The organism is Knoellia aerolata DSM 18566 (genome assembly GCF_000768695.1).
In the GTDB taxonomy this organism is placed as follows: Bacteria; Actinomycetota; Actinomycetes; order Actinomycetales; family Dermatophilaceae; genus Knoellia; species Knoellia aerolata.
Map to the genome: position 1 here is coordinate 21,248 of NZ_AVPL01000032.1, position 20,230 is coordinate 41,477.

Sequence of the window (20,230 nt, forward strand, 5' to 3'; positions counted from 1 at the left end):
GACGAACGCTTCGGCCCCACGACTTGGTTCCGCTCACTCCCCAGGGTGGTTCCGCGCGGCGCCCGCGGCCCGGTCGGGGATCAGGCCTCGAGGGTGCGGTCGAACAGCTTGCGCACCTCGCCCGGGAGCGACGGTTCGGGGATGGTGACGTCGAGCGGAGGCGAATCGCAGCTCACCCCGTAGCAGAAGCGGTCCGGCTGGGCCGGCCCTCCGGCGAACGACTGCAGCGTCGGCGTCGGCCCCGCGAGGAGCGAACGCCAGGCGGACGCGTCGGCGTCGGGCAGCTCGTCGAGGCTGATGGTGCGCTCGCGGACGAGGCCGGCGAACCCGCCGGTCCGGCGGACCTGGACCTCGACCGTCCCTCCCGGCACGCCCGCGCCCGCGCCCGCGTCAACGTCAGCGTCATCGGTCGCCAGAACAGCCGTTGGCGCTGACGCGACGGAGCCGCCGGTGACCCCCACCGAGCGCCACGCGGACCGCACCGCCTCGACCTCCGCGGAGTCCTCGCCGTGCGCCACGACGGCCGCCTCCTCGGTGAGCGCGGCGAAGGCCTCGAAGTCGCAGTCCGCCTTGATGTCACCGGTGATCGCGGCATACCAGATCGCGCCCGGACGCTCCCAGGCGTTGCCGCCGAGGCTGGTGGCCACGAGGTGGAAGGCCTTGTTGGGGATGCCGGAGTTGATGTGCACCCCGCCGTTGTCGTCGTCGGTGACGACGAAGTCGCGCATGTGCCCCGGCTGCGGGTCCCGGCCCAGCCGCGGGTCGTCGTAGGCGGTGCCCGGCTCCTTCATCGAGCGCAGCGCCACCCCCTGCACGGTCGGTCCGAGCAGCTCGGCGCCGATGAGCCAGTCGGACTGCTCGGCGCTCAGGCCGAGGGCACGCTGCTTGACAAGGATGCCGAAGACGTCGGACACGTGCTCGTTGAGCGCGCCTGCCTGGTCCTGGTAGACGAGGCCGGAGGTGTACTGGGTGACGCCGTGCGCGAGCTCGTGCCCGATGACGTCGAGGCTGCGGGTGAAGCCGAGCAGCACCTCCCCGTCCCCGTCGCCGAAGACCATCTGGGTGCCGTCCCAGAACGCGTTGTCGTAGTCGGTGCCGTAGTGGACGGTCGCGAGCAGCCCGAGACCCTTGCCGTCGAGGCTGTTGCGCCCGTATGCCGCGTGCCACAGATCCCAGGTCGCGCCGAGCCCGTCGTACGCCTCGTTGACCGCGGCGTCGTCGCTGGCCGGGTCGCCCTCGGAGCGCACCACCGTGCCGGGCAGCGAGGTGCCCCCCGCCGCGTCGTGGACGACCCGGTTGGGGGCGACCGACGTCGCCCTGTTGGCCCTGCGGCTCACCCGCGGCTCGGGTCGCAGGGCTCGCTCACGGGCTCGCTGCTCGTGGCGGAGCGCGTCGATCCGCAGGGTCTCGCGGGCGTGCTGCTCGAGGTGCGGGTCACCCGAGGTGGCGAGCGCCTCGAGCAGGTAGGGCGGCACGATCCCGCACCACGCGGGCGCGGTGGGTGCGGCCAGGACTGCCCTGGTGGGGTGCTGCGGCTCGTGCGTCGTCATGTCCCCATCCTCACCCCCACCTCCGACAGGCGCGCGTCGAGGACTCGGGCAGATCGAGAGGTCACGACACGCCGCGTGCGGCTCGCCCCAGCGGGGTGTCGTGCCCCTTCGACCTGTCAGGGTGGTGGGACCCAGCCTCCCGACCCAGGACTCCAGCATGAGCACCCCCTTGCCCCGCCGTGCAGCCCTCCGATCCGCCGCCGCGGCCGTCGTCGTCCTGGCGTCGGGACCCACCGCCGCCTGCTCGCTGCCGGGCGGCACGGAGGACCGCGAGGACGGCGACGAGCGCGACGAGCGCGAGGACCAGCCCCACGAGCTCCGGTTCAGGCCGCCGGGCACCGCCGGCGCCGTGGACCCGGCCGGCCCGAAGCTCGACGAGGTGACCGCTGCCGCCTCCCGCGCCCTGCTCGACCGCGCCAGCACGGTGGTCGTCAGCTCGGCCGAGGACGCCGAGGTCGAAGCCGGAGTGGCCGCTGCGCTCCACCTCGGCGTCCCCCTCCTCGTCGCCGGCCCCGCACTGGCCGGCGAGCTCGACCGGCTCGCCACCCGCACGGTGATCCGGTATGCCGCCCGCGCACCTCGCTCGCCCGCCCCCTCCTCCGGCCCCGACGAGCTCGGTGACCGCGAGGTCGTCGAGGGCACCGCCGTGGCCGACCTCCCGGACCTGCCCGGCCTCCCGGCGACACCGCGGACGGGGGCGGCGACGGTCCTGCTCCGCGCAGGCACCCCGCTGCCGCCGGCGCTCGAGCCCTGGCTGCACCTCGCCGGCTCACCACCCGTGGAGGTCGGCGTGACCGACGTCCGCACCTCGACCCCGGCGCGTGAGGCCCTGACCTCCCGCCCGGACGGCCCGGTGCTCGCCCTGGGGGCCGGTTTCGGTGAGGACCACGTGCTGGCCCAGCGGGTGCGCACCACGGCGCACGCCCCCGAGCTGCCCGGCGGCGGGCTCCTGCCGTTCCCGGACCGGATGATGGTCGCGCTCTACGGCCACCCGCTCACCGCCGCGCTGGGGATGCTCGGCGAGCAGAAGCCTGCGGAGGCGGTGAAGCGAGCCACCGAGCTGGCGGAGGAGTACGCCGCGCTCACCGACACGCGCGTCGTCCCCGCGTTCGAGCTCATCGCCACCGTCGCCTCCGTGTCGCAGCAGGACGGCTCCTACTCCAACCGCACGAAGATCTCGACCCTGCTGCCGTGGATCGAGGCCGCCGAGGAGGCCGGGCTCTACGTCGTGCTCGACCTCCAGCCCGGCCGCTCCGACTTCCTCACCCAGGCCAAGGCCTACGAGGAGCTGCTCCGGCGCCCCTGGGTGGGCCTCGCGCTCGACCCCGAGTGGCGGCTCCGCCCGGACCAGGTGCACCTCACCCAGATCGGCTCGGTCGGCATCGAGGAGGTCAACGAGGTGGGGGCCTGGCTCGCCGGGATCGTCCGCGACCACGACCTGCCGCCCAAGGTGCTCACCCTGCACCAGTTCAACCTGAGGATGATCCGCGACCGCGAGCGCCTCGACACCTCCCTCGACGAGATCCAGTGGCTCCTGCACGCCGACGGCCAGGGGTCGCAGGGGGCGAAGCAGGAGACGTGGACCGCGTTGCGCCGCACCCTGCCCGAAGGGGTGTGGCTCGGCTGGAAGAACTTCGAGGACGAGGACCAGCCGATGCTCACCGTCGAGCAGACGATGGACCGGGTCGACCCGCGCCCCTCCTTCATCTCCTACCAGTAGGCAGAGCGGCAGGCTCAGCCGTACGTGTCGCGCGGCCCGCGGCCGTCCTGCACGCGGCGCGCACCCTTGGACCACGACGGTGCCGACGGTCCGACGACCCGGATCTGGCTCACCGTCCCCTCGCCCACCTCGCGGGCGAGCGAGGCCATGAGGGTGTTCGCCATGAGCCGCAGGTTCGTCGCCCAGGCGGTCGAGTCGGCCCGCACGGTGAGGACGGTGTCGACGAACTCGACCGGGTGGCAGTGCTGCGCGACCTCCGTCCCGACGATCGAGGGCCAGCGGCCGATGACCGAGCCGACGGCGACGTCGACCTTCCACCCGCGCTCGCTGACGAACGCGTCGAGCTCGTCGCCGAGCGTCTGCGGGTCACGACCGCCGCGCCGGCTCTCGCCGCCGACCCCCGGCATGTCCTTGAACCGCCGCTTCGGCTTGACGCCGGGACGCAGCCCTCGCGCCCGGGCCGCCGCGCGCGCCCGCAGCAGCGCGTCCGCCGGGGCGCCGATCGCGTCCTCCGGTGTCGGCCCGGCGTCCGGGTCGGGCCCCGGCCCACCACCGGGACCGGTCACGTCACTCACGCGCGGTCACCTCACCCAGCGACACGGCATACGTGCGTCCGCGCAGCTCGACCGGGACGTCCTCCTCGACGGCCGCGGTGATGAGCACCTGCTCACAGTCGCCCACCATCGCGGCGAGCCGCGCGCGGCGTCCCGAGTCGAGCTCGGCGAAGACGTCGTCGAGGATGAGGACCGGGTCGTCGCCGAGGTCGTGCCGGAGCAGGTGGTATGCCGCGAGCTTGAGTCCCAGCGCGAAGCTCCAGGACTCGCCGTGGCTGGCGTAGCCCTTGGCCGGGAACTCGCCGAGGGTGAGGACGACGTCGTCGCGGTGCGGCCCGACGAGGGTGACCCCCCGCTCGATCTCCTGCGGCCGCACCTCGGCGAAGGCCTCGAGCAGCTCGGCGTGCAGCTCCGCGATCTCGGGGACCTCGCCGGCGGCGATCCGGGCGGCCATCTCCTCGCGCACCGAGGCGCGGTAGCTCACCCGGGCGTCGGACTGGCCCGCGCTCACCTCGTCGTAGGCCTTGCCGAGCAGGGGTCCCAGGTCGCGCAGGAGCCGCAACCGGGCGTAGAGCAGGGGGGCCGCCACGCCGGCGAGCTGGCCGTTCCAGACCTCGAGCGTGCGCAGCGCGTCCTCGCGCTCGCTCTCGACGTCGGTGCCCTCGACCGGGCGCCGCTGCTTGCCACGCCCGCGCAGCACCGGCGCCGCCGACTTGAGCAGGGCGTTGCGCTGCTTGAGGATCTTGTCGTAGTCGCCCCGGGCCCCGGCCCAGCGCGGCTGGCGGGCCACGAGCAGGTCGTCGAGGAAGCGGCGGCGCTCCGACGGGTCGCCCTTGACGAGCGCGAGGTCCTCGGGCGCGAAGAGCACGGTGCGCACCTGGCCGAGGACGTCCCGTGGGCGGGTCATCGGCGACTTGTTGAGCCGCGCCCGGTTCGCCCGGCCCGGGGTGATCTCCAGCTCCACCATCGACTCGCGGCCGTCACGCACGACCGCGCCGCGGATGATCGCCTGGGCTGCGCCGAACCGGACCAGCGGCGCGTCGTGGGACACGCGGTGGCTGCTCAGCGACGCGAGGTAGCCGATCGCCTCGACGAGGTTGGTCTTGCCCTGCCCGTTGAGGCCGACGAAGGTCGTGATCCCGGGCTCGAGCGGGAGCTCGGCGCTCGCGTAGCTGCGGAAGTCACCGACCGTGAGGTGTCGGACGTACACCCGGGACTCAGGACTTCTTGGCGGCGCGCTTCCGCGTCGACGCGGTGCCGGACGTCGGGCCGGAGGGCGACCCCGTCGACCCGGAGCCCGAGGACGGGCCGGCAGCGGCGGCCTGGCGTCCCTTGGCAGCGGCCTTGGTGGCGCTCTTGACCGGCTTCTCCTTGCGAGCCGCCTTGGCCTTGGCGGTGTCGGCCGTCTTGGGCCCGGCTGCCGCCTCGGCGCGCAGGGTGTCGCCCTCGCCGATCGACATGACGTGGTGGCCGCCGAACTGGCCGCGCAGGGCCGCGACGGCCTGCATCGTCGGGGAGGACTGCTGGCGCGAGGCGAAGCGGGCGAACAGCGAGGCCGAGATGACGGGCATGGGCACGGCGTGGGCGATGCCCTCCTCGACGGTCCAGCGACCCTCGCCGGAGTCGGCGGTGTAGTCGGAGACGTCCTCGAGGTCGGGGTTGTCCTCGAGCGCCTTGACCATGAGGTCGAGCAGCCACGAGCGCACGACCGTGCCGCGGCTCCACGCCTTGAACGATCCGGGGACGTCCTTGACGATGTCCTTCTTCTGGAGCAGCTCGTAGCCCTCGGCGTAGGCGTGCATCAGGCCGTACTCGATGCCGTTGTGGACCATCTTCACGTAGTGGCCGGCGCCGATGTCGCCGGCGTGGACGAAGCCCTCGTCGCGCGGGCCCTCGGGACGCAGCGCGTCGAAGATGGGCATTGCCCTCGCGACGTTGGCCTTGGTGCCGCCGACCATGAGCCCGTAGCCGTTGTCCAGGCCCCAGATGCCGCCGGAGACGCCGCAGTCGAGGTAGCCGATGCCCTTGGTCCTGAGCAGCTTCTCGTTCTCGATGTCGTCGGTGAACCGGCTGTTGCCGCCGTCGATGACGAGGTCACCCTTGTCGAGGAGGTCGGCCAGCTTGGCGACGGTCTCGCGGGTCGGGTCACCGTGGGGGACCATCACCCAGACCACGCGCGGGGCCTCGAGCTTCTTCACCAGCGCGGCGAGGGTCCTGACGTCCGAGACCTTCGGGTTGCGGTCGTAGCCGACGACCTCGTGCCCGGCGCGACGGATGCGCTCGCGCATGTTGCCGCCCATCTTGCCCAGGCCGATGAGTCCCAGTTGCATGTGGCTGCCCCTTCAGGTGACGGACGGTGGTGTGCGCGCAGTGCTGGTCAGGCTACGCCGGTCAGCTCGCGAAACGGACCGGCATGATGACGTAGCGGTAGCTCGTGTCAGGCTCGCCGTCGATCTCGGCCTGGCCGCTGAGGACCGCCGGCCGTGAGGGCTGCGTGAACGACAGCCGGCTGAACTCCGTGCCGACGGCGCCGAGGCCGTCGAGGAGGAAGCCGGGGTTGAACGCGACCTCGATGTCGGGGCCGGTGAGCGTGGCCTCGACGGCCTCGCTCGCCTGGGCGTCCTCGCCGGTGCCGGCCTCGATGGCGACCTGGCCCTCGCTGAAGCGCAGCCGGACGGGGGTGTTGCGCTCGGCGACGAGCGCCACGCGCTTGACGGCCTCGACGAGGTCGGCGGTCGCGACGACCGACTCCGTCTCGGAGGTCGACGGGAAGATCGAGCTGACCTTGGGGTACTCGCCGTCGAGCAGGCGCGTCGTCGTGCGGCGGGAGCCGGCCTCGAAGCCGACGAGCCCGTCGCCACCGGCCGCCGAGCCGAGGGCCACGTCGATCGAGCCGCTGGCGCCCAGCGAGCGCGCGGTGTCGGAGAGGGTGCGGGCCGGGACGAGCACGATGTGGCTCGCGGCGCTGTCGGTGGGGTTCCACGTGAGCTCGCGCATGGCCAGGCGGTAGCGGTCGGTGGCGAGCAGCGTCATCTTGTCGCCCTCGATCTCGACGCGCACACCGGTGAGGATCGGCAGGGTGTCGCCGCGGTCCGCCGCGATCGCGACCTGGCCGACGGCCTGGGTGAAGAGGTGGCCGTCGATGGAGCCGCTGGGCTCCGGCGAGGTCGGCAGCGTCGGGTAGTCGTCCGAGGGCATCTGCAGCAGGCTGAAGCGGCTCGAGCCGCAGACGACCTGGACCTTCGAGCCGTGGACCTCGACGTCGACCGGCTTGTTGGGCAGGTTGCGCGAGATGTCGGCGAGCAGCCGGCCCAGGACGAGCACGGTGCCGGCGTCGCTGACCTCGGCGGGGACGGTGAGCCGGGCGGAGACCTCGTAGTCGAACGCGGAGAGCGTCACGGTGCCCTCCTCGCTGGCCTCGATGAGGATGCCGGCGAGCACGGGGACGGGCGGACGCGCAGGAAGTCCACGGGCCACCCAGGTGACCGCCTCGGCAAGGACTTCACGCTCGACGCGGAACTTCACGGCATACCGACCTTCACTGTGGTGCTGCAGCGGGCACGCTGCAGGCGTTGGCGCACGCAGGGTCACGGCGCGGGCGTACGGGAAGGATGACATTAGTGCACGCCGGCCTCGGGGGTGACGTGAGCCCGAGGGTGTCGTTCCCGCCCCGGGCGGGGCGTGGATCCACAGGCAGGTCATCGGGGCAGGACAGGAGAGAGGGAGATCTCGTCACAGTTGTAGGAGGTGTGGATCCTGTGGACAACCCGGTGTCCGTGCAGGCCAGGCCCACAACGCCCCGGTGGACGAGCGGTGGACCGCGTGTGGAGCGAGGGCGGTCACCTGTTGACGACGCGTATGCCGTCCGCTCGCGTCCACCGGAACGTCCCGCCCCGTCCACGTCGCGGAGGGGGGTTGTCCACAGTCATCCACAGGCTCATGGGGATGAAGGGTTTGTCCAGGGTGCGGGGATGCGCCGTTGTCCACAGACTTGTGCACAGCCCGTGGACGGGGGCACGAGGACGCGCCCCGCTCGCGTCGGGACGTCCGGCACGCGGCCGGGAGGTGTCGGGGAGATGACGGAGACCCCACAGCTGTGGATGAACCTGTGGACGGCGGGTGGACCGACACCCGGGCCCGTCAGCGGGACTGCTGCTTGATCCGGTTCGTCAGCTCGGTGACCTGGTTGTAGATCGCGCGACGCTCGGCCATGAGCTGGCGGATCTTCTTGTCGGCGTGCATCACCGTCGTGTGGTCGCGGCCGCCGAACTGCTGCCCGATCTTGGGGAGGGAGAGGTCGGTGAGCTCACGGCACAGGTACATGGCGATCTGCCGGGCCGTGACGAGCACGCGGGAGCGGGACTGCCCCTGGAGGTCCTCGAGGGTGAGCCCGAAGTACGCGGCCGTCTGCGCCATGATCGTCGCGCTCGTGATCTGGCTCGAGCTGTCGTGCGGGATGAGGTCCTTGAGGACGATCTCGGCGAGGGAGATGTCGACCGGCTGCCGGTTGAGGCTCGCGAACGCGGTGACCCGGATGAGGGCACCCTCGAGCTCGCGGATGTTCGTGCTGATCCGCGAGGCGATGAACTCGAGGACGTCGTCGGGGACGCTGAGCTTCTCCTGGGCGGCCTTCTTGCGCAGGATCGCGATGCGGGTCTCGAGGTCGGGAGGCTGCACGTCGGTCATGAGGCCCCACTCGAAGCGGCTGCGCATCCGCTCCTCGAAGCCGCTGAGCAGCTTGGGGGGCAGGTCGCTGGTGATGACGACCTGCTTGTTGGCGTTGTGCAGGGTGTTGAACGTGTGGAAGAACTCCTCCTGCGTCTGCACCTTGCCCTGGAGGAACTGGATGTCGTCGATGAGCAGCACGTCGACGTCGCGGTAGCGGCGCTGGAAGTTGGCCGCCTTGTCGTCACGGATGCTGTTGATGAAGTCGTTGGTGAACTCCTCGGAGTTCACGTAGCGCACCTTGACGTGCGGGAAGAGGTTGCGGGCGTAGTGCCCGATCGCGTGCAGCAGGTGGGTCTTGCCCAGACCAGACTCGCCGTAGATGAAGAGCGGGTTGTAGGCCTTGGCCGGCGTCTCGGCGACGGCGAGGGCGGCCGCGTTGGCGAACCGGTTGCTCGCGCCGATGACGAAGGTGTCGAAGGTGTACTTCGGGTTGAGCCGGGTCAGCTCGACCTGCTCGGGGACCGTGACCCCCGGCCGGGGGCGCAGGGCTCCCGGGGAGCGGGTGTGCGCGACCGACCGTCCGGTGCGCGAGGAGTCGCCGTCGTCGTCGTCCTCGACCAGGGCGATCCCGTCGAGCTCGGCACGACGCTCGGCATGGCGCCCGTCGCCCTCGGTGCCCGCCGCGGGGCGCGGCTCGGTGGTCGTCGAGCCCGAGGGGGCGTCGGCCGGGGGGTCCAGGACGGGGACGTCGCCGAGCGAGGAGTCGACGGTGACCGCGAGGCGCACCGTGTGGCCGAGCTGGCTGCTCAGGGTCTCCGTGACCCGGTCGCGCAGGCGCGTCTCGACGATGTCCTTGGTGAAGTCGTTGGGGACGGCGATGAGCGCGGTCTCGTCGAGCAGGCCGACGAGCCTGGCCAGCGAGAGGAAGGCCCGCTGCTGCACGGGGATGCCGTCCGAGTCGAGGGCGTCCAGCGTCGTTCGCCAGATCTGGTCCATCCCCACGTCCGGCACCTGACCACTCTTCCTTCTGCTCGTTGTCGTGCGTGCCTGGAGATGTCCACAGAGTTGTCCACAGACTGTGGGTATGCCGGGTGACGCTAACAAGGGGGCGACGGTGCGGCAACCCGTGGCGCCCTCGAGACCGGTGTGTCCGTCGGCCACGGCGTGTCGCGCTCGGACCTGCGCACGGTGAGGTGAGAGCATAGGCGGTTGTCCTGCACCACGGCGCGCGGCGACCCGAGTTTGACCCGTACGGGCCCCCTCCCGTACCGTGGCATGGCCTGTTGGTGCGGCCACTGACGCCTGCCCACAGCCACTGAGCCAGCACCACCAGACTGCCCCGACCATGCAGGACCCGTGCCGTATGGGTCCGTCCCGTGAGAAGAGTTCACCGTGAGCAAGCGTACGTTCCAGCCCAACAACCGCCGCCGGGCCAAGACCCACGGCTTCCGCCTGCGGATGCGCACCCGCGCCGGCCGCGCCATCCTCGGTGCCCGTCGCCGCAAGGGTCGCTCCGAGCTCTCCGCCTGAGGCCCCGGTGCTGCCGGCGCCGAACCGACTGCGAGAGCGATCGGACTTCGCGACGGCCATCCGTGCCCCCGGTGCGACACGAGCCGGATCGAGGATCCTCGTGGTGCACGCCAACGTGACCGACTCTCGTGCGGGACTCCCGCCGCGGGTCGGTTTCGTCGTGTCCAAGGGGGTCGGCAACGCGGTCGTCCGCAACCGGACCAAGCGCCGGCTGCGCGCCGCGGTCGCGACCGAGCTGGACGGCATACCGCGTGGTGCCGACGTCGTCGTGCGTGCCCAGCCGGCTGCCGCCCAGGCGACGTTCGCGGAGCTCTCCGATGACCTGAAACCGTTGCTGCACAAGGTGATTCGCCGACTCGAGGTCGCCAGATGACGTTCGGTCAGGTCGCTGCCAAGCCGCTCGTGTGGCTCGTGCGCGCCTACCAGCTCGTCCTCTCGCCGCTGACCCCGGCCACCTGCCGCTACTACCCCTCCTGCTCCGCGTATGCCGTGACGGCCCTCAGCCGGCACGGCCTGTTCCGCGGAACCTGGCTCACGATCGGTCGGTTGGGCAGGTGTCACCCCTGGACCCCCGGCGGTGTCGACCACGTCCCCCCGCTGCCGGGTCAGCCCAGCGACGAGGAGCTCGTCGCGCGCCACATCCCCCACGAGACCACCACCTGACCCACGCGCACCGCAGCACTGTGTGGGCCCACCCCGGCGGAGACGCCGGAACAACCGAAGGACAGCATGGGAGACTTCTTCAACACCCTGCTCCGCCCGATCGAGCTCCTCGTCGCGTGGATCATGTACGGGTTCCACCAGGCGTTCACGTCGATCGGCCTCGACCCGGCGTCGGGCCTGGCCTGGGGCCTGTCGATCATCGGCCTCGTCATCGTCATGCGGGCCGCCATGATCCCGCTGTTCGTCAAGCAGATCAACGCGTCGCGCAAGATGCAGATGATCCAGCCCGAGCTGCAGAAGATCCAGAAGAAGTACAAGGGCAAGAGCGACCCCGAGTCCCGCCAGGCGATGACCCAGGAGACGATGGCGCTCTACCGCAAGGAGGGCACCAACCCGTTCTCCTCGTGCCTGCCGATCCTCGTGCAGTCGCCGTTCTTCTTCGGTCTCTTCCGCGTCCTCAACGGCCTCGAGAAGATCTCCACCGGTGACAACGAGCCGATCGGGCCGATCACCCAGCAGGTGGCCGGCCAGGCCGAGTCCGCGACGCTCTTCGGCGCGCAGCTGTCCGACACCTTCCTCAGTGCCGACAACACGGCGACGTACATCGTCACGGTCATCCTCATCATCCTCATGTCGGCGACGACGTTCACGACGCAGCGCCAGCTGATGACGAAGAACATGCCGGCGTCGGCGCTGGACAACCCGTTCGCGAAGCAGCAGAAGCTCATCATGTACGTCATGCCGGTCGTCTTCGCGGTCTCCGGCATCAACTTCCCGATCGGTGTCCTCCTCTACTGGTTCACCACCAACCTGTGGTCGATGGTCCAGCAGTTCTACGTCATCCGGAAGATGCCGGCCCCGGGGTCGGCGGCCGAGAAGGCCCTGCACGAACGGCTCGCCAAGCGGGGGAAGCCGATCCCCGGCGAGGCCGAGCGCAAGGCCGCCGAGGCGGCCGAGGCCGAGGCCGCCGCGGAGCGCACCCGCCAGCGGGTCCAGCCCAAGGGCAAGAAGCGGGCCAAGAAGAAGGGTCCGGCGGGCGCCGCCACCGACAAGCCGGTGCAGGGACCCACGGCCCCGCCCGGTGATGCGCCCACGACGGGTGACCAGCCCACTCCGGCCGACCGGGCCCCGGGGCTCGACAAGGCTCCGCGGCCCGCCAAGGCGGCCGGCACCGCCAAGTCGGCCCGGACCGGCAAGAGCGCACGACCAGGCAAGGCCGCCCAGACCGAGAAGTGACCACCCACGGCCGCATCAGGTCTCTGACCTGCGACGATGCGGCTCCGGACCGGCGAACCACGGCGTTCGCCGCCATGAGAGGAACCACCCGATGAGCGACACCAGCACCCCGCACGACCTGGCCGAGCAGGAGGAGTCGAGCGACTCCGCCGACGAGAGCACCGCGTCCCCGACCCCGACCGAGACCACTGACTCGGTCGGCACGGACACCGAGGACGTCGTCAGCGGCGAGGAGGCCCTCGCGTCGACCGACGAGGCGGACGGCGACGGTGCCGGGGCGGGCGACACCGCCGAGGGCTCGTCCGAGCCCAGCGCGCCGGCCGACCTCGAGAAGGAGGGGGAGGTCGCCGCCGACTTCCTCGAGAACCTCCTCGACATCTGCGACCTCGACGGGGACATCGACGTCGACATCGACGGCGACCGCGCGGCCGTGGCCATCGTCGACTCCGAGGACGGTCGCGTCCCCCGGCGCCTCGTCGGCGAGAACGCCAAGGTCCTCGACGCGCTCCAGGAGCTGACCCGGCTCGCGGTGCAGTCGGCCACCGGCCACCGCAGCCGGCTCATGCTCGACGTCGCCGGCCACCGCGCCGGACGTCGTGCCGAGCTGGTCGAGGTCGCGAAGGACGCCATCGAGGCCGTGCGGCAGTCCGGCGAGAAGACCGCGCTCGAGCCGATGACCGCGTTCGAGCGCAAGGTCGTCCACGACGAGGTCCTCGCCGCCGGTCTCGTGTCCGAGTCCGAGGGCGTCGAGCCCCGTCGGCATGTCGTCGTCCTACCCGCGTGAGCAATGTTTCACGTGAAACGGTGAGTGGCGAGCAGGACGACGCCCCCGCCACACCTCCAGCCGCACCTTCGGGTGCGGCTGTGGTGTTCGGGGACCGCGCGCCGCTCGCGGACCGGTTCGTGGCGATCCTCGCGGACACCGGGGTGAGCCACGGGCTCATCGGTCCGCGCGAGGTCCCCCGGCTGTGGGAGCGGCACGTCCTCAACTGCGCCGTCATCGAGGACGCGTTCCCCGCCTCTGCGCGCCTCGTCGACGTCGGGTCGGGCGCGGGCCTGCCGGGGATCGCGCTGGCGATCGCCCGTCCCGACCTCGACGTGCACCTCGTCGAGCCGATGCAGCGCCGGACCGACTGGCTCAGCGACACGGTGGCGCAGCTCGGGCTCGCCAACGTCACGGTCCACCGCGGTCGGGCCGAGGAGCTCGTCGGTGTCGTCGCCGCACCCTGGGTCACCGCCCGCGCCGTGGCACGCGTCGCCAAGCTGGCGCGTTGGTGCGTCCCCCTGCTCGATGGTCGCGGGACCCTCGTCGCCATGAAGGGCCGCTCCGCTCAGGAGGAGCTCGAAGCCGACCGGCGCGACCTCACCAGGCTGGGGCTGGTCGATGCGGCGGTCCGTCAGCACGGCGAGTCGGTCCTGGACGAGCCGACGATCACGCTCGACCTCACCTTCGAGCCGCGTCCCCGCCGGAGCAAGGCCGCTGCGAAGGCGGCGTCCAAGGGCCGCCGCGGGACACCGGCTCCTCCCACGACCTGATCGCTGGGACGCAGGCCGGGCTGGACCGGGCGCGAGCAGTCCATGGAGGTCTCAGGCCGTCGGGTTCCGCTCGGATGTTTCACGTGAAACGGTGCGGTGAGGGGTGAGCGCGGCAGCGCCCGACGAGAGCGTTCCCGTGAACCATTGCGCCAACAGCGCAACCGGGGCCACGCCGGAGCGGCGTTTTGGTGTGGCGGTCGGTGCTCCTGTTGGATGGGGGTCCGTGACCGACGACCGTGAGGTGGATCTGCGACGATGGCAGTCGAGACCGAACGCCGCGTGACCCCCGGACTGGGCTTCCCGGCCCTGCCGGGATGCCCCACCGCCCCTCTGGGGTGGCCCCTCGACGACGGGGTGGTCCGTGACGACGTTTCACGTGAAACATCCGTCGCAGCCCGCGTGGAGCCGGCGCCGGCCGCGACCGACGTTCCTGTGGCGGAGGTCGCAGAGGACGATGTTTCACGTGAAACGGACAGTGCCACTGCCCTCGACGCAGCTGCCGCCGAGGTGCCAGCCACCGACCTCACCGACCTCGCCGAGGGGAGCGAGGCCGAGCGGGCCGCCGACGCACTGGCCAACGTCGCACGCGACGCGCACGAGGACGACCTCGCCGGCATACCCGCCGCGGGCAGCGACACCCCGCTCGCCCAGGCGGTCGCCGCGGACACGCGCAAGCGGATCAGCCTGACCGGACGCGACCTGCCCCGCCCAGCATCGACCCGCGTGCTCACCGTGGCCAACCAGAAGGGTGGGGTGGGCAAGACGACGACGACGGTCAACGTCGCCGCCGCGCTCGCCCAGGCCGGCGCCACCGTGCTCGTCATCGACCTCGACCCGCAGGGCAACGCCAGCACGGCTCTGGGCATCCCCCACCATGCCGAGGTGCCGAGCATCTACGACGTCCTCGTCGACGGCGACCCGTTGAGCACGGTCGTCCAGGCGTCCCCGGACATCCACGGCCTGTGGTGCGCCCCGGCCACGATCGACCTCGCCGGAGCGGAGATCGAGCTCGTCTCGCTCGTCGCCCGCGAGACGCGACTGGGCAAGGCCGTCCGCGCGTACGTCGCCGAGCTCACCGAGCGTGGCGAGGCGCTGGACTACGTGTTCATCGACTGCCCGCCCAGCCTGGGTCTGCTCACCGTCAACGCCTTCGTCGCCGCGAGCGAGGTCTTCATCCCCATCCAGTGCGAGTACTACGCGCTGGAGGGGCTCTCGCAGCTGCTCAAGAACATCGAGCTCATCCGCGACCACCTCAACCCGACGCTGCACGTGTCGACGATCCTGCTGACGATGTACGACGGCCGGACCCGGCTGTCGGCGCAGGTGGCCGACGAGGTCCGCAGCCACTTCCCGGACCAGACGCTCAAGGCGACCGTGCCGCGTTCGGTGCGCATCTCGGAGGCACCCAGCCACGGAGAGACCGTGATGACCTACGACCCCAACAGCAGTGGCGCCCTCTCGTACCTCGAGGCCGCGTCCGAGATTGCGGCGCAGAATGCCGCGGAGAAGAACGAGGAGCGCTCATGAGTGACAAGCGACGTGCCCTGGGTCGAGGCCTGGGAGCGCTCATCCCCCCGGGCGGCGCCGGGGTCGGTGCGACCCGTCCCACCGACGTGTTCTTCAAGGAGCGACCCGACGTGACGTCGCCGCTCGAGACCCTCGAGCGCCCCGGCGCCGGCGGGTCCGAGCCGACCAACCCGCCCGCCGAGCACACCCGCCCGAACGGCTCCGACCCGACATCGTCGCAGGTCAGCGGGGAGAACGGGCACTCCTCGACGTCCGCCGAGGAGCCGGCACGCAACACCCCGGACGGACCCGAGCTCGTCGCTGTGCCCGGCGCCCAGTTCGCCGACGTGCCCGTCGACGCCATCCGCCCCAACCCCCGCCAGCCGCGCACCGTCTTCGACGAGGACGACCTCGCCGAGCTCGTCCACAGCATCCGCGAGATCGGCGTGCTCCAGCCGATCGTCGTGCGCCGCGTCCCCGAGGACGCCACCGACGTCCCCGAGGGCGTGCAGTTCGAGCTCATCATGGGCGAGCGCCGCTGGCGGGCCAGCCGCGAGGCCGGCAACACGACGGTCCCCACGATCATCAAGGCCACCGAGGACGACGCCCTCCTCCGGGACGCCCTCCTCGAGAACCTCCACCGCAGCCAGCTCAACGCCCTCGAGGAGGCGGCCGCCTACCAGCAGCTCCTCGACGACTTCGGCTGCACCCAGGAGGAGCTCGCGACCCGGATCGGCCGCTCGCGCCCGCAGATCAGCAACACCCTGCGCCTCCTCAAGCTGCCCCCGATGGTCGCCCGCCGCGTCGCCGCCGGCGTCCTGTCCGCCGGCCACGCCCGCGCCCTGCTCGGCGTCGGGGACGGTGCCGCCATGGAGCGCCTCGCCCAGCGCATCGTCGCCGAGGGTCTCTCCGTCCGCTCCGTCGAGGAGATCGTCTCGCTCGGCGTCGAGGACGAGAAGCCCGCACGACGCCGACCGCGCGCCGGCGGACGCCACCCGCAGCTCGACGACATCGCCGCCGGGCTGTCCGACCGCCTCGAGACCCGGGTCGGCATCACCCTGGGCAAGTCCCGCGGCAAGGTCACCATCGACTTCGCCTCCGTCGACGACCTCAACCGCATCCTCGACGCGATGCACCTTCGGGACTCCGCCTGAATCACGACCAGGTGCGCCGGGCGCCGACCTGCGCCGCAGGGATCGTGCCCGTTCGCCGCTGGCTGGGCCTGGCGGGAGCGCGGAGCGCGCTCAGCGCGCGCAGCGCGGATGGGACTGCGGCGAACGGGCATGATCCCGGAGGTGCGGCAACAACGTGCTGAATCCTGAATAACGTTGTGGCACAACGGTCCTGGAAACAGCGAAGCCCCCGGCCGGAACCGGGGGCTTCGTCGTTTCTGGGTCTCGTCAGGTGAGGAAGGGCTCGAGCTCGCGGAGGAGCTTCGGCTTCGGCATGGCGCCGACGATCGTCTTGACGATCTCGCCGTCCTTGTAGACGTGCATCGTCGGGATCGAGGTGATGCCGAGCTTGCCGGTGATGGCGGGGTTCTCGTCGGTGTTGAGCTTCACGACGTCGAGGGTGTCGGCGTGGTCACGCGCGATCTCCTCGAGGACGGGGGCGATCGCCTTGCACGGGCCGCACCAGGGCGCCCAGAAGTCGACGAGGGTGACCTTGGTGTTCTTGATGACGTCGGCGTCGAACGACGCGTCGTCGGTGGTGCGGGTGGCTCCCATGGCGGGGGTCCTTCCTGGGTTGTCGCGGTTCAGGGGTTCAGGGGGTGGGTGGAGGTCAGTGGGGGTCGGTGGCCGGGTCAGGGCGCGATGAGAGCGGCGTCGGGAGCGGGGGCGCCGGCGTGCTCGGAGGCGGCGAGGAACCGCTCGGCGTCGAGGGCGGCGGCACAGCCGGAGCCGGCAGCGGTGATCGCCTGACGGTAGGTGTGGTCCACGAGGTCACCGCAGGCGAAGACACCGGGGAGGTTGGTGCGCGTCGAACGGCCCTCGACGAGGACGTAGCCCTCGGCATCGAGAGCAACGCGGTCGACGTCGTCGGTGGTCTGGAGCAGCTCGTTGCGCGGGTCGTGCCCGATGGCGATGAAGAGGCCGGTGACGTCGAGCTCGCTCGTCGCACCCGTCTGGATGTCGCGCAGGGTGATGCCCGAGAGCTTGTCGCCGCCGTGGATGGCGGCGACCTCGCTGTTCCACGCGAAGCGGATCTTGTCGTTGGCGAGGGCGCGCTCGGCCATGATCTTGGAGGCGCGCAGCTCGTCGCGACGGTGCACGATCGTCACGGTCCGGGCGAACTTGGTGAGGAAGGTGGCCTCCTCGACGGCCGAGTCGCCGCCACCGATGACGGCGATGTCCTGGTCGCGGAAGAAGAAGCCGTCGCAGGTCGCGCACCACGAGACGCCGTGGCCGGACAGGCGCTTCTCGTCGGGGAGCCCGAGCTCGCGGTAGGCGGAGCCCATGGCGAGGATGACCGACCGGGTGCGCCAGGTGCGGCCCTCCCCGTCGACGACGGTCTTGAACTCACCCTCGAGCGAGACCGACTCGATGTCGTCGGTGATGATCTCGGTCCCGAAGCGCTCGGCCTGCGCGCGCATCTCGTCCATGAGGTCCGGACCCATGATGCCGTCACGGAAGCCGGGGAAGTTCTCGACCTCGGTCGTGTTCATCAGGGCGCCACCGGCGGTGACCGCGCCCTCGAAGAGCACGGGCTGGAGGTTGGCGCGAGCGGCATACACCGCCGCGGTGTAGCCGGCCGGGCCGGAGCCGATGATGATGACGTTGCGGACGTCCTGGTCGTCGGTCGCGATCGCAGTCGCGTCGGCGGAGGAGCTCACGAACACCGTCCCTTGTGTCTTTCATGGAGGATCACCGCTACATACGGTGGTCTGGTCCAACCGATCCTAGGCGCTCGGTGTTCCCGACCCGCAGCCCGACCCGCGGTCAGGACAGGGGGACCGGGCCGGCGAGCAGTGACGGGTTGCCGGTGGTGCACTCACGGCGCACGGCGTATGCCGTCCGCTCACCCTCGACGGTCACGACGAGCACCGCCGCAGGCGCGCCGTCGACGCGGGCGAGCTCGACGTCGGCCGCCGTGTCACGCGGCAGGCCGAGCGCCTCGAGGCACGAGCGGACCCCGAGCTCGCTCCCGATCGGACCGATGGCGGGGGACTCCGCGGTGAGGGGGCCGGTCTGGGGGCTCACCTCCGGGCCGATGATCCGGGCTGCCACCTCGGTCGACAGGCTCGTCGAGGAGTAGTCGCGCTCCGAGAGCCGCACGACGACCGGACCGGGCAGCGTCACCACCCCCGAGGTGTCGCGTTCCTGGCCGGAGTCGGCTCCTGCGGCCCCCTGCTCCTCACCACTGCCCCCGGCAGTCGACTCGCTCGCGGTGTCGCCCGCCCCCGCTCCCATGCCGAGCAGGTCGTCGGCGAGGACGCCACCACCGATGACGAGGACGGCCGCCACGGCGAGCTTGCCTCCGTGCCGGGCCAGCCAGGAGCCGCGATCCCGGCCACTGGTTTCACGTGGAACGCCGGCCGAGCCCGGCGCCGCGGGCTCGACGTCGAGCGGACCGAGGTCGGACAGGGAGGCGTGGATCCGGGCCACGAGGTCGTCCGGCATCGGCCCGGGGTCGGGCATCGAGCGCAGCAGGTCGCGCATGCCCGTGGGGTCCGGCTCGTCGTCGCGCACGCTCACCACCCTCTCCTCGTTCCCGTCCCTGGTCGGTCCACCGGTCTCGCGCGCTCGCAGCGGCAAGCCGAGCGATGTCGTGAGTAGGACGTCACGGGCGCACCTCGGGTTCCCGTGTCGCGCCGAGCAGCTCCGCCAGCGCGGCCCGGCCCCGGGCGCACCGGGACTTCACCGTGCCCTCGGCGACACCGAGCGTCTGCGCGGCCTCGCTCACCGGCATACCGTGCATGTCGACGAGCACGAGGGCGAGCCGCTGGTGCTCGGGGAGCCGAGCGAGTGCCGCGCGGACGTCCATCCCGGTCTCGGCCTCGTCGTGCCGGTCGTGCGTGTCGGCGATGTCGAGGTCGGCGGCGTCCCCGGCCCGGCGCAGCACGTCGCGTTCGCGGCGCAGCCGGTCGAGGCAGGCGTTGACGACGATCCGGTGCAGCCACGTGGAGACGGCGGCGTCGCCGCGGTAGGACTCCGCCCGGCGGAACGCGTTGACGAAGCCGTCCTGGACGCCGTCCGCGGCGAGCTCCCGGTCGCCGGTCGTGCGCACGGCCACCGCCCAGAGCCGGTCGCGGTGACGGCGGAAGATCTCCCCGAACGCGTCGGGGTCCCCGGCGACGTGGCGGGCCATGAGGTCGCGGTCGGGGGCGTCCTCCAGCCCGTCCATGTCAGTTCTTGACCTCGACCTCGCCGAGGATGGCGCGGAAGCGACCGCCGTCGTCGCGGGTGAGGCTCGTGAACCAGACGATGACGTACTGACCGATCGTGCCGGCGGGCACCGGGAAGGACACGGTGCCGTCGGCTCCCGGCTTGGCGCCGACCTTCGTGGCGCCCTCGAGCGAGCGCTCGCCGCTGACGTAGACCTCGACGTCGGCGCGCAGGCCCAGCGTGAGGCTGATCGTGCGGGCGGCGACGTTGGGCCCGAGGTCGACGCTCACGCCGACTCCGCTCTTGAGGCCGCCGAGGCGCGCCGAGCCGTAGCCCTCCGACTGCCAGGCCGTCGACCGGTCGCCGTCGAAGACGCGCGGGGCACGGGTGCCGTTCTCCTTGCCGTCGCCCTCGGGGTCGAAGCCGTCGGCCGCGAGGATCTGGAGGGCCTCACCGGTGGTCGCGCTGGCGCTCGCCGTGGGCCCGCCGCTGCTCGCCGAGGGGCGGGCGGAGGGGGAGCCGGCCGAGCTGCCGGGGACCCCGCCGAAGTCGAGGTCGGTGTTGGAGCCGATCTGCATGACACCGCGGATGCCGATGACGAGCGCGAAGACGAGGAAGGCTGCGACGATGCCGAGTGCGAGCCGGGACTCGCGCCGGTTGAGCGGCTGGGCGGGGACCAGGGGAGCCGGTGCCTCGAGGTGGGTGTCTCGGCCGGTGCCGGGGCGGACGCGGTCTCCGTCGGTGGCCAGTCCCGGGGCGTTGGGGGCGGTGATCCGCTCGCGGAACTCGCGACGCTCCGCGGCCTTCTCGGCGGCGCGCTCGCCGACCTGGCGTCCGAGCGTCCCGACCTTGGTTCCGGCCCGGTTGACGGCTCCGGCGACGACCGAGCTCGCGCCGGCCAGCGCCGCCCCGGTCGCGGCGGCTGCCGCCGCAGCGCCCTCC

The 20,230-nt window shown here is 71.8% G+C and carries 20 protein-coding genes; 9 read left to right on the top strand and 11 right to left on the bottom strand.

Going from position 1 to position 20,230, the window contains the following annotated elements; all coding sequences use genetic code 11:
- Positions 1-80: 80 nt before the first annotated feature.
- Entirely contained in the window at positions 81-1,550 is a 1,470-nt protein-coding gene (locus N801_RS11980) for a protealysin inhibitor emfourin (protein ID WP_052112929.1), read from the bottom strand.
- Positions 1,551-1,707: 157 nt separating this feature from the next.
- On the opposite strand from N801_RS11980, the gene N801_RS11985 reads away from it, so the two are divergent.
- Complete coding sequence (locus N801_RS11985) at positions 1,708-3,270, top strand: hypothetical protein (protein ID WP_035938071.1); 1,563 nt, start codon at positions 1,708-1,710, stop codon at positions 3,268-3,270.
- Between the two features lie 14 nt (positions 3,271-3,284).
- On the opposite strand, the gene N801_RS11990 is transcribed toward N801_RS11985, so the two are convergent.
- The 5 genes from N801_RS11990 to dnaA form a co-directional block, all read right to left on the bottom strand.
- Positions 3,285-3,845 carry a DciA family protein gene (locus N801_RS11990; protein WP_035938074.1) on the bottom strand — a complete coding sequence of 187 codons (561 nt, stop codon included), beginning with the start codon at positions 3,843-3,845 and terminating at the stop codon, positions 3,285-3,287.
- Positions 3,838-5,034, bottom strand: a complete 1,197-nt coding sequence (gene recF / locus N801_RS11995) for a DNA replication/repair protein RecF (protein WP_035938076.1) — start codon at positions 5,032-5,034, stop codon at positions 3,838-3,840. The genes N801_RS11990 and recF overlap by 8 nt, the downstream gene beginning before the upstream one ends.
- Before the next feature lie 7 nt (positions 5,035-5,041).
- Positions 5,042-6,154, bottom strand: coding sequence for a phosphogluconate dehydrogenase (NAD(+)-dependent, decarboxylating) (gnd, locus tag N801_RS12000; protein ID WP_035938079.1), 1,113 nt, complete (start codon positions 6,152-6,154; stop codon positions 5,042-5,044).
- A gap of 61 nt (positions 6,155-6,215) precedes the next feature.
- Entirely contained in the window at positions 6,216-7,349 is a 1,134-nt protein-coding gene (dnaN, locus tag N801_RS12005; RefSeq protein WP_035938082.1) for a DNA polymerase III subunit beta, read from the bottom strand.
- Between the two features lie 615 nt (positions 7,350-7,964).
- Positions 7,965-9,488, bottom strand: coding sequence for a chromosomal replication initiator protein DnaA (dnaA, locus tag N801_RS12010; RefSeq protein ID WP_035938084.1), 1,524 nt, complete (start codon positions 9,486-9,488; stop codon positions 7,965-7,967).
- A 396-nt stretch (positions 9,489-9,884) separates the two neighbouring features.
- Here dnaA and rpmH point away from each other — a divergent pair, with 396 nt between their 5' ends.
- The 8 genes from rpmH (at position 9,885) to N801_RS12050 (ending at position 16,117) form a co-directional block, all read left to right on the top strand.
- Entirely contained in the window at positions 9,885-10,022 is a 138-nt protein-coding gene (gene rpmH / locus N801_RS12015; RefSeq protein WP_035938086.1) for a 50S ribosomal protein L34, read from the top strand.
- A 7-nt stretch (positions 10,023-10,029) separates the two neighbouring features.
- Complete coding sequence (rnpA, locus tag N801_RS12020) at positions 10,030-10,395, top strand: ribonuclease P protein component (RefSeq protein ID WP_035938088.1); 366 nt, start codon at positions 10,030-10,032, stop codon at positions 10,393-10,395.
- Positions 10,392-10,685, top strand: a complete 294-nt coding sequence (yidD, locus tag N801_RS12025) for a membrane protein insertion efficiency factor YidD (RefSeq protein ID WP_035938090.1) — start codon at positions 10,392-10,394, stop codon at positions 10,683-10,685. Before rnpA ends, yidD begins: the two co-directional genes overlap by 4 nt.
- A 66-nt stretch (positions 10,686-10,751) precedes the next feature.
- On the top strand, positions 10,752-11,921 hold the full coding sequence (gene yidC / locus N801_RS12030; RefSeq protein WP_084108832.1) for a membrane protein insertase YidC: 1,170 nt from the start codon (positions 10,752-10,754) through the stop codon (positions 11,919-11,921).
- A 91-nt stretch (positions 11,922-12,012) separates the two neighbouring features.
- On the top strand, positions 12,013-12,705 hold the full coding sequence (locus N801_RS12035; RefSeq protein ID WP_035938092.1) for a Jag family protein: 693 nt from the start codon (positions 12,013-12,015) through the stop codon (positions 12,703-12,705).
- Positions 12,706-12,785: 80 nt separating this feature from the next.
- Complete coding sequence (gene rsmG, locus N801_RS12040) at positions 12,786-13,457, top strand: 16S rRNA (guanine(527)-N(7))-methyltransferase RsmG (RefSeq protein ID WP_245618417.1); 672 nt, start codon at positions 12,786-12,788, stop codon at positions 13,455-13,457.
- Between the two features lie 507 nt (positions 13,458-13,964).
- Positions 13,965-14,984: a ParA family protein gene (locus tag N801_RS12045; protein WP_439330537.1), complete on the top strand. Its 1,020-nt coding sequence runs from the start codon at positions 13,965-13,967 to the stop codon at positions 14,982-14,984.
- Complete coding sequence (locus tag N801_RS12050; RefSeq protein ID WP_035938095.1) at positions 14,981-16,117, top strand: ParB/RepB/Spo0J family partition protein; 1,137 nt, start codon at positions 14,981-14,983, stop codon at positions 16,115-16,117. The genes N801_RS12045 and N801_RS12050 overlap by 4 nt, the downstream gene beginning before the upstream one ends.
- Positions 16,118-16,363: 246 nt before the next feature.
- Here N801_RS12050 and trxA read toward each other — a convergent pair whose 3' ends face one another.
- The 5 genes from trxA to N801_RS21080 all read right to left on the bottom strand — a co-directional run.
- Complete coding sequence (gene trxA / locus N801_RS12055) at positions 16,364-16,690, bottom strand: thioredoxin (protein WP_035938097.1); 327 nt, start codon at positions 16,688-16,690, stop codon at positions 16,364-16,366.
- Between the two features lie 77 nt (positions 16,691-16,767).
- Entirely contained in the window at positions 16,768-17,802 is a 1,035-nt protein-coding gene (gene trxB / locus N801_RS12060; RefSeq protein ID WP_052112930.1) for a thioredoxin-disulfide reductase, read from the bottom strand.
- 100 nt (positions 17,803-17,902) lie between these two features.
- The gene (locus N801_RS12065; protein ID WP_169744265.1) at positions 17,903-18,652 is read right to left on the bottom strand and encodes an RsmA family anti-sigma factor; all 750 of its coding nucleotides are present in this window, start codon (positions 18,650-18,652) and stop codon (positions 17,903-17,905) included.
- Positions 18,653-18,743: 91 nt separating this feature from the next.
- Positions 18,744-19,307, bottom strand: coding sequence for an RNA polymerase sigma factor SigM (sigM, locus tag N801_RS12070; protein ID WP_035938101.1), 564 nt, complete (start codon positions 19,305-19,307; stop codon positions 18,744-18,746).
- A gap of 1 nt (position 19,308) precedes the next feature.
- Positions 19,309-20,230: hypothetical protein (locus N801_RS21080; protein WP_035938103.1), on the bottom strand; the 922-nt coding region annotated here is incomplete at its 5' end.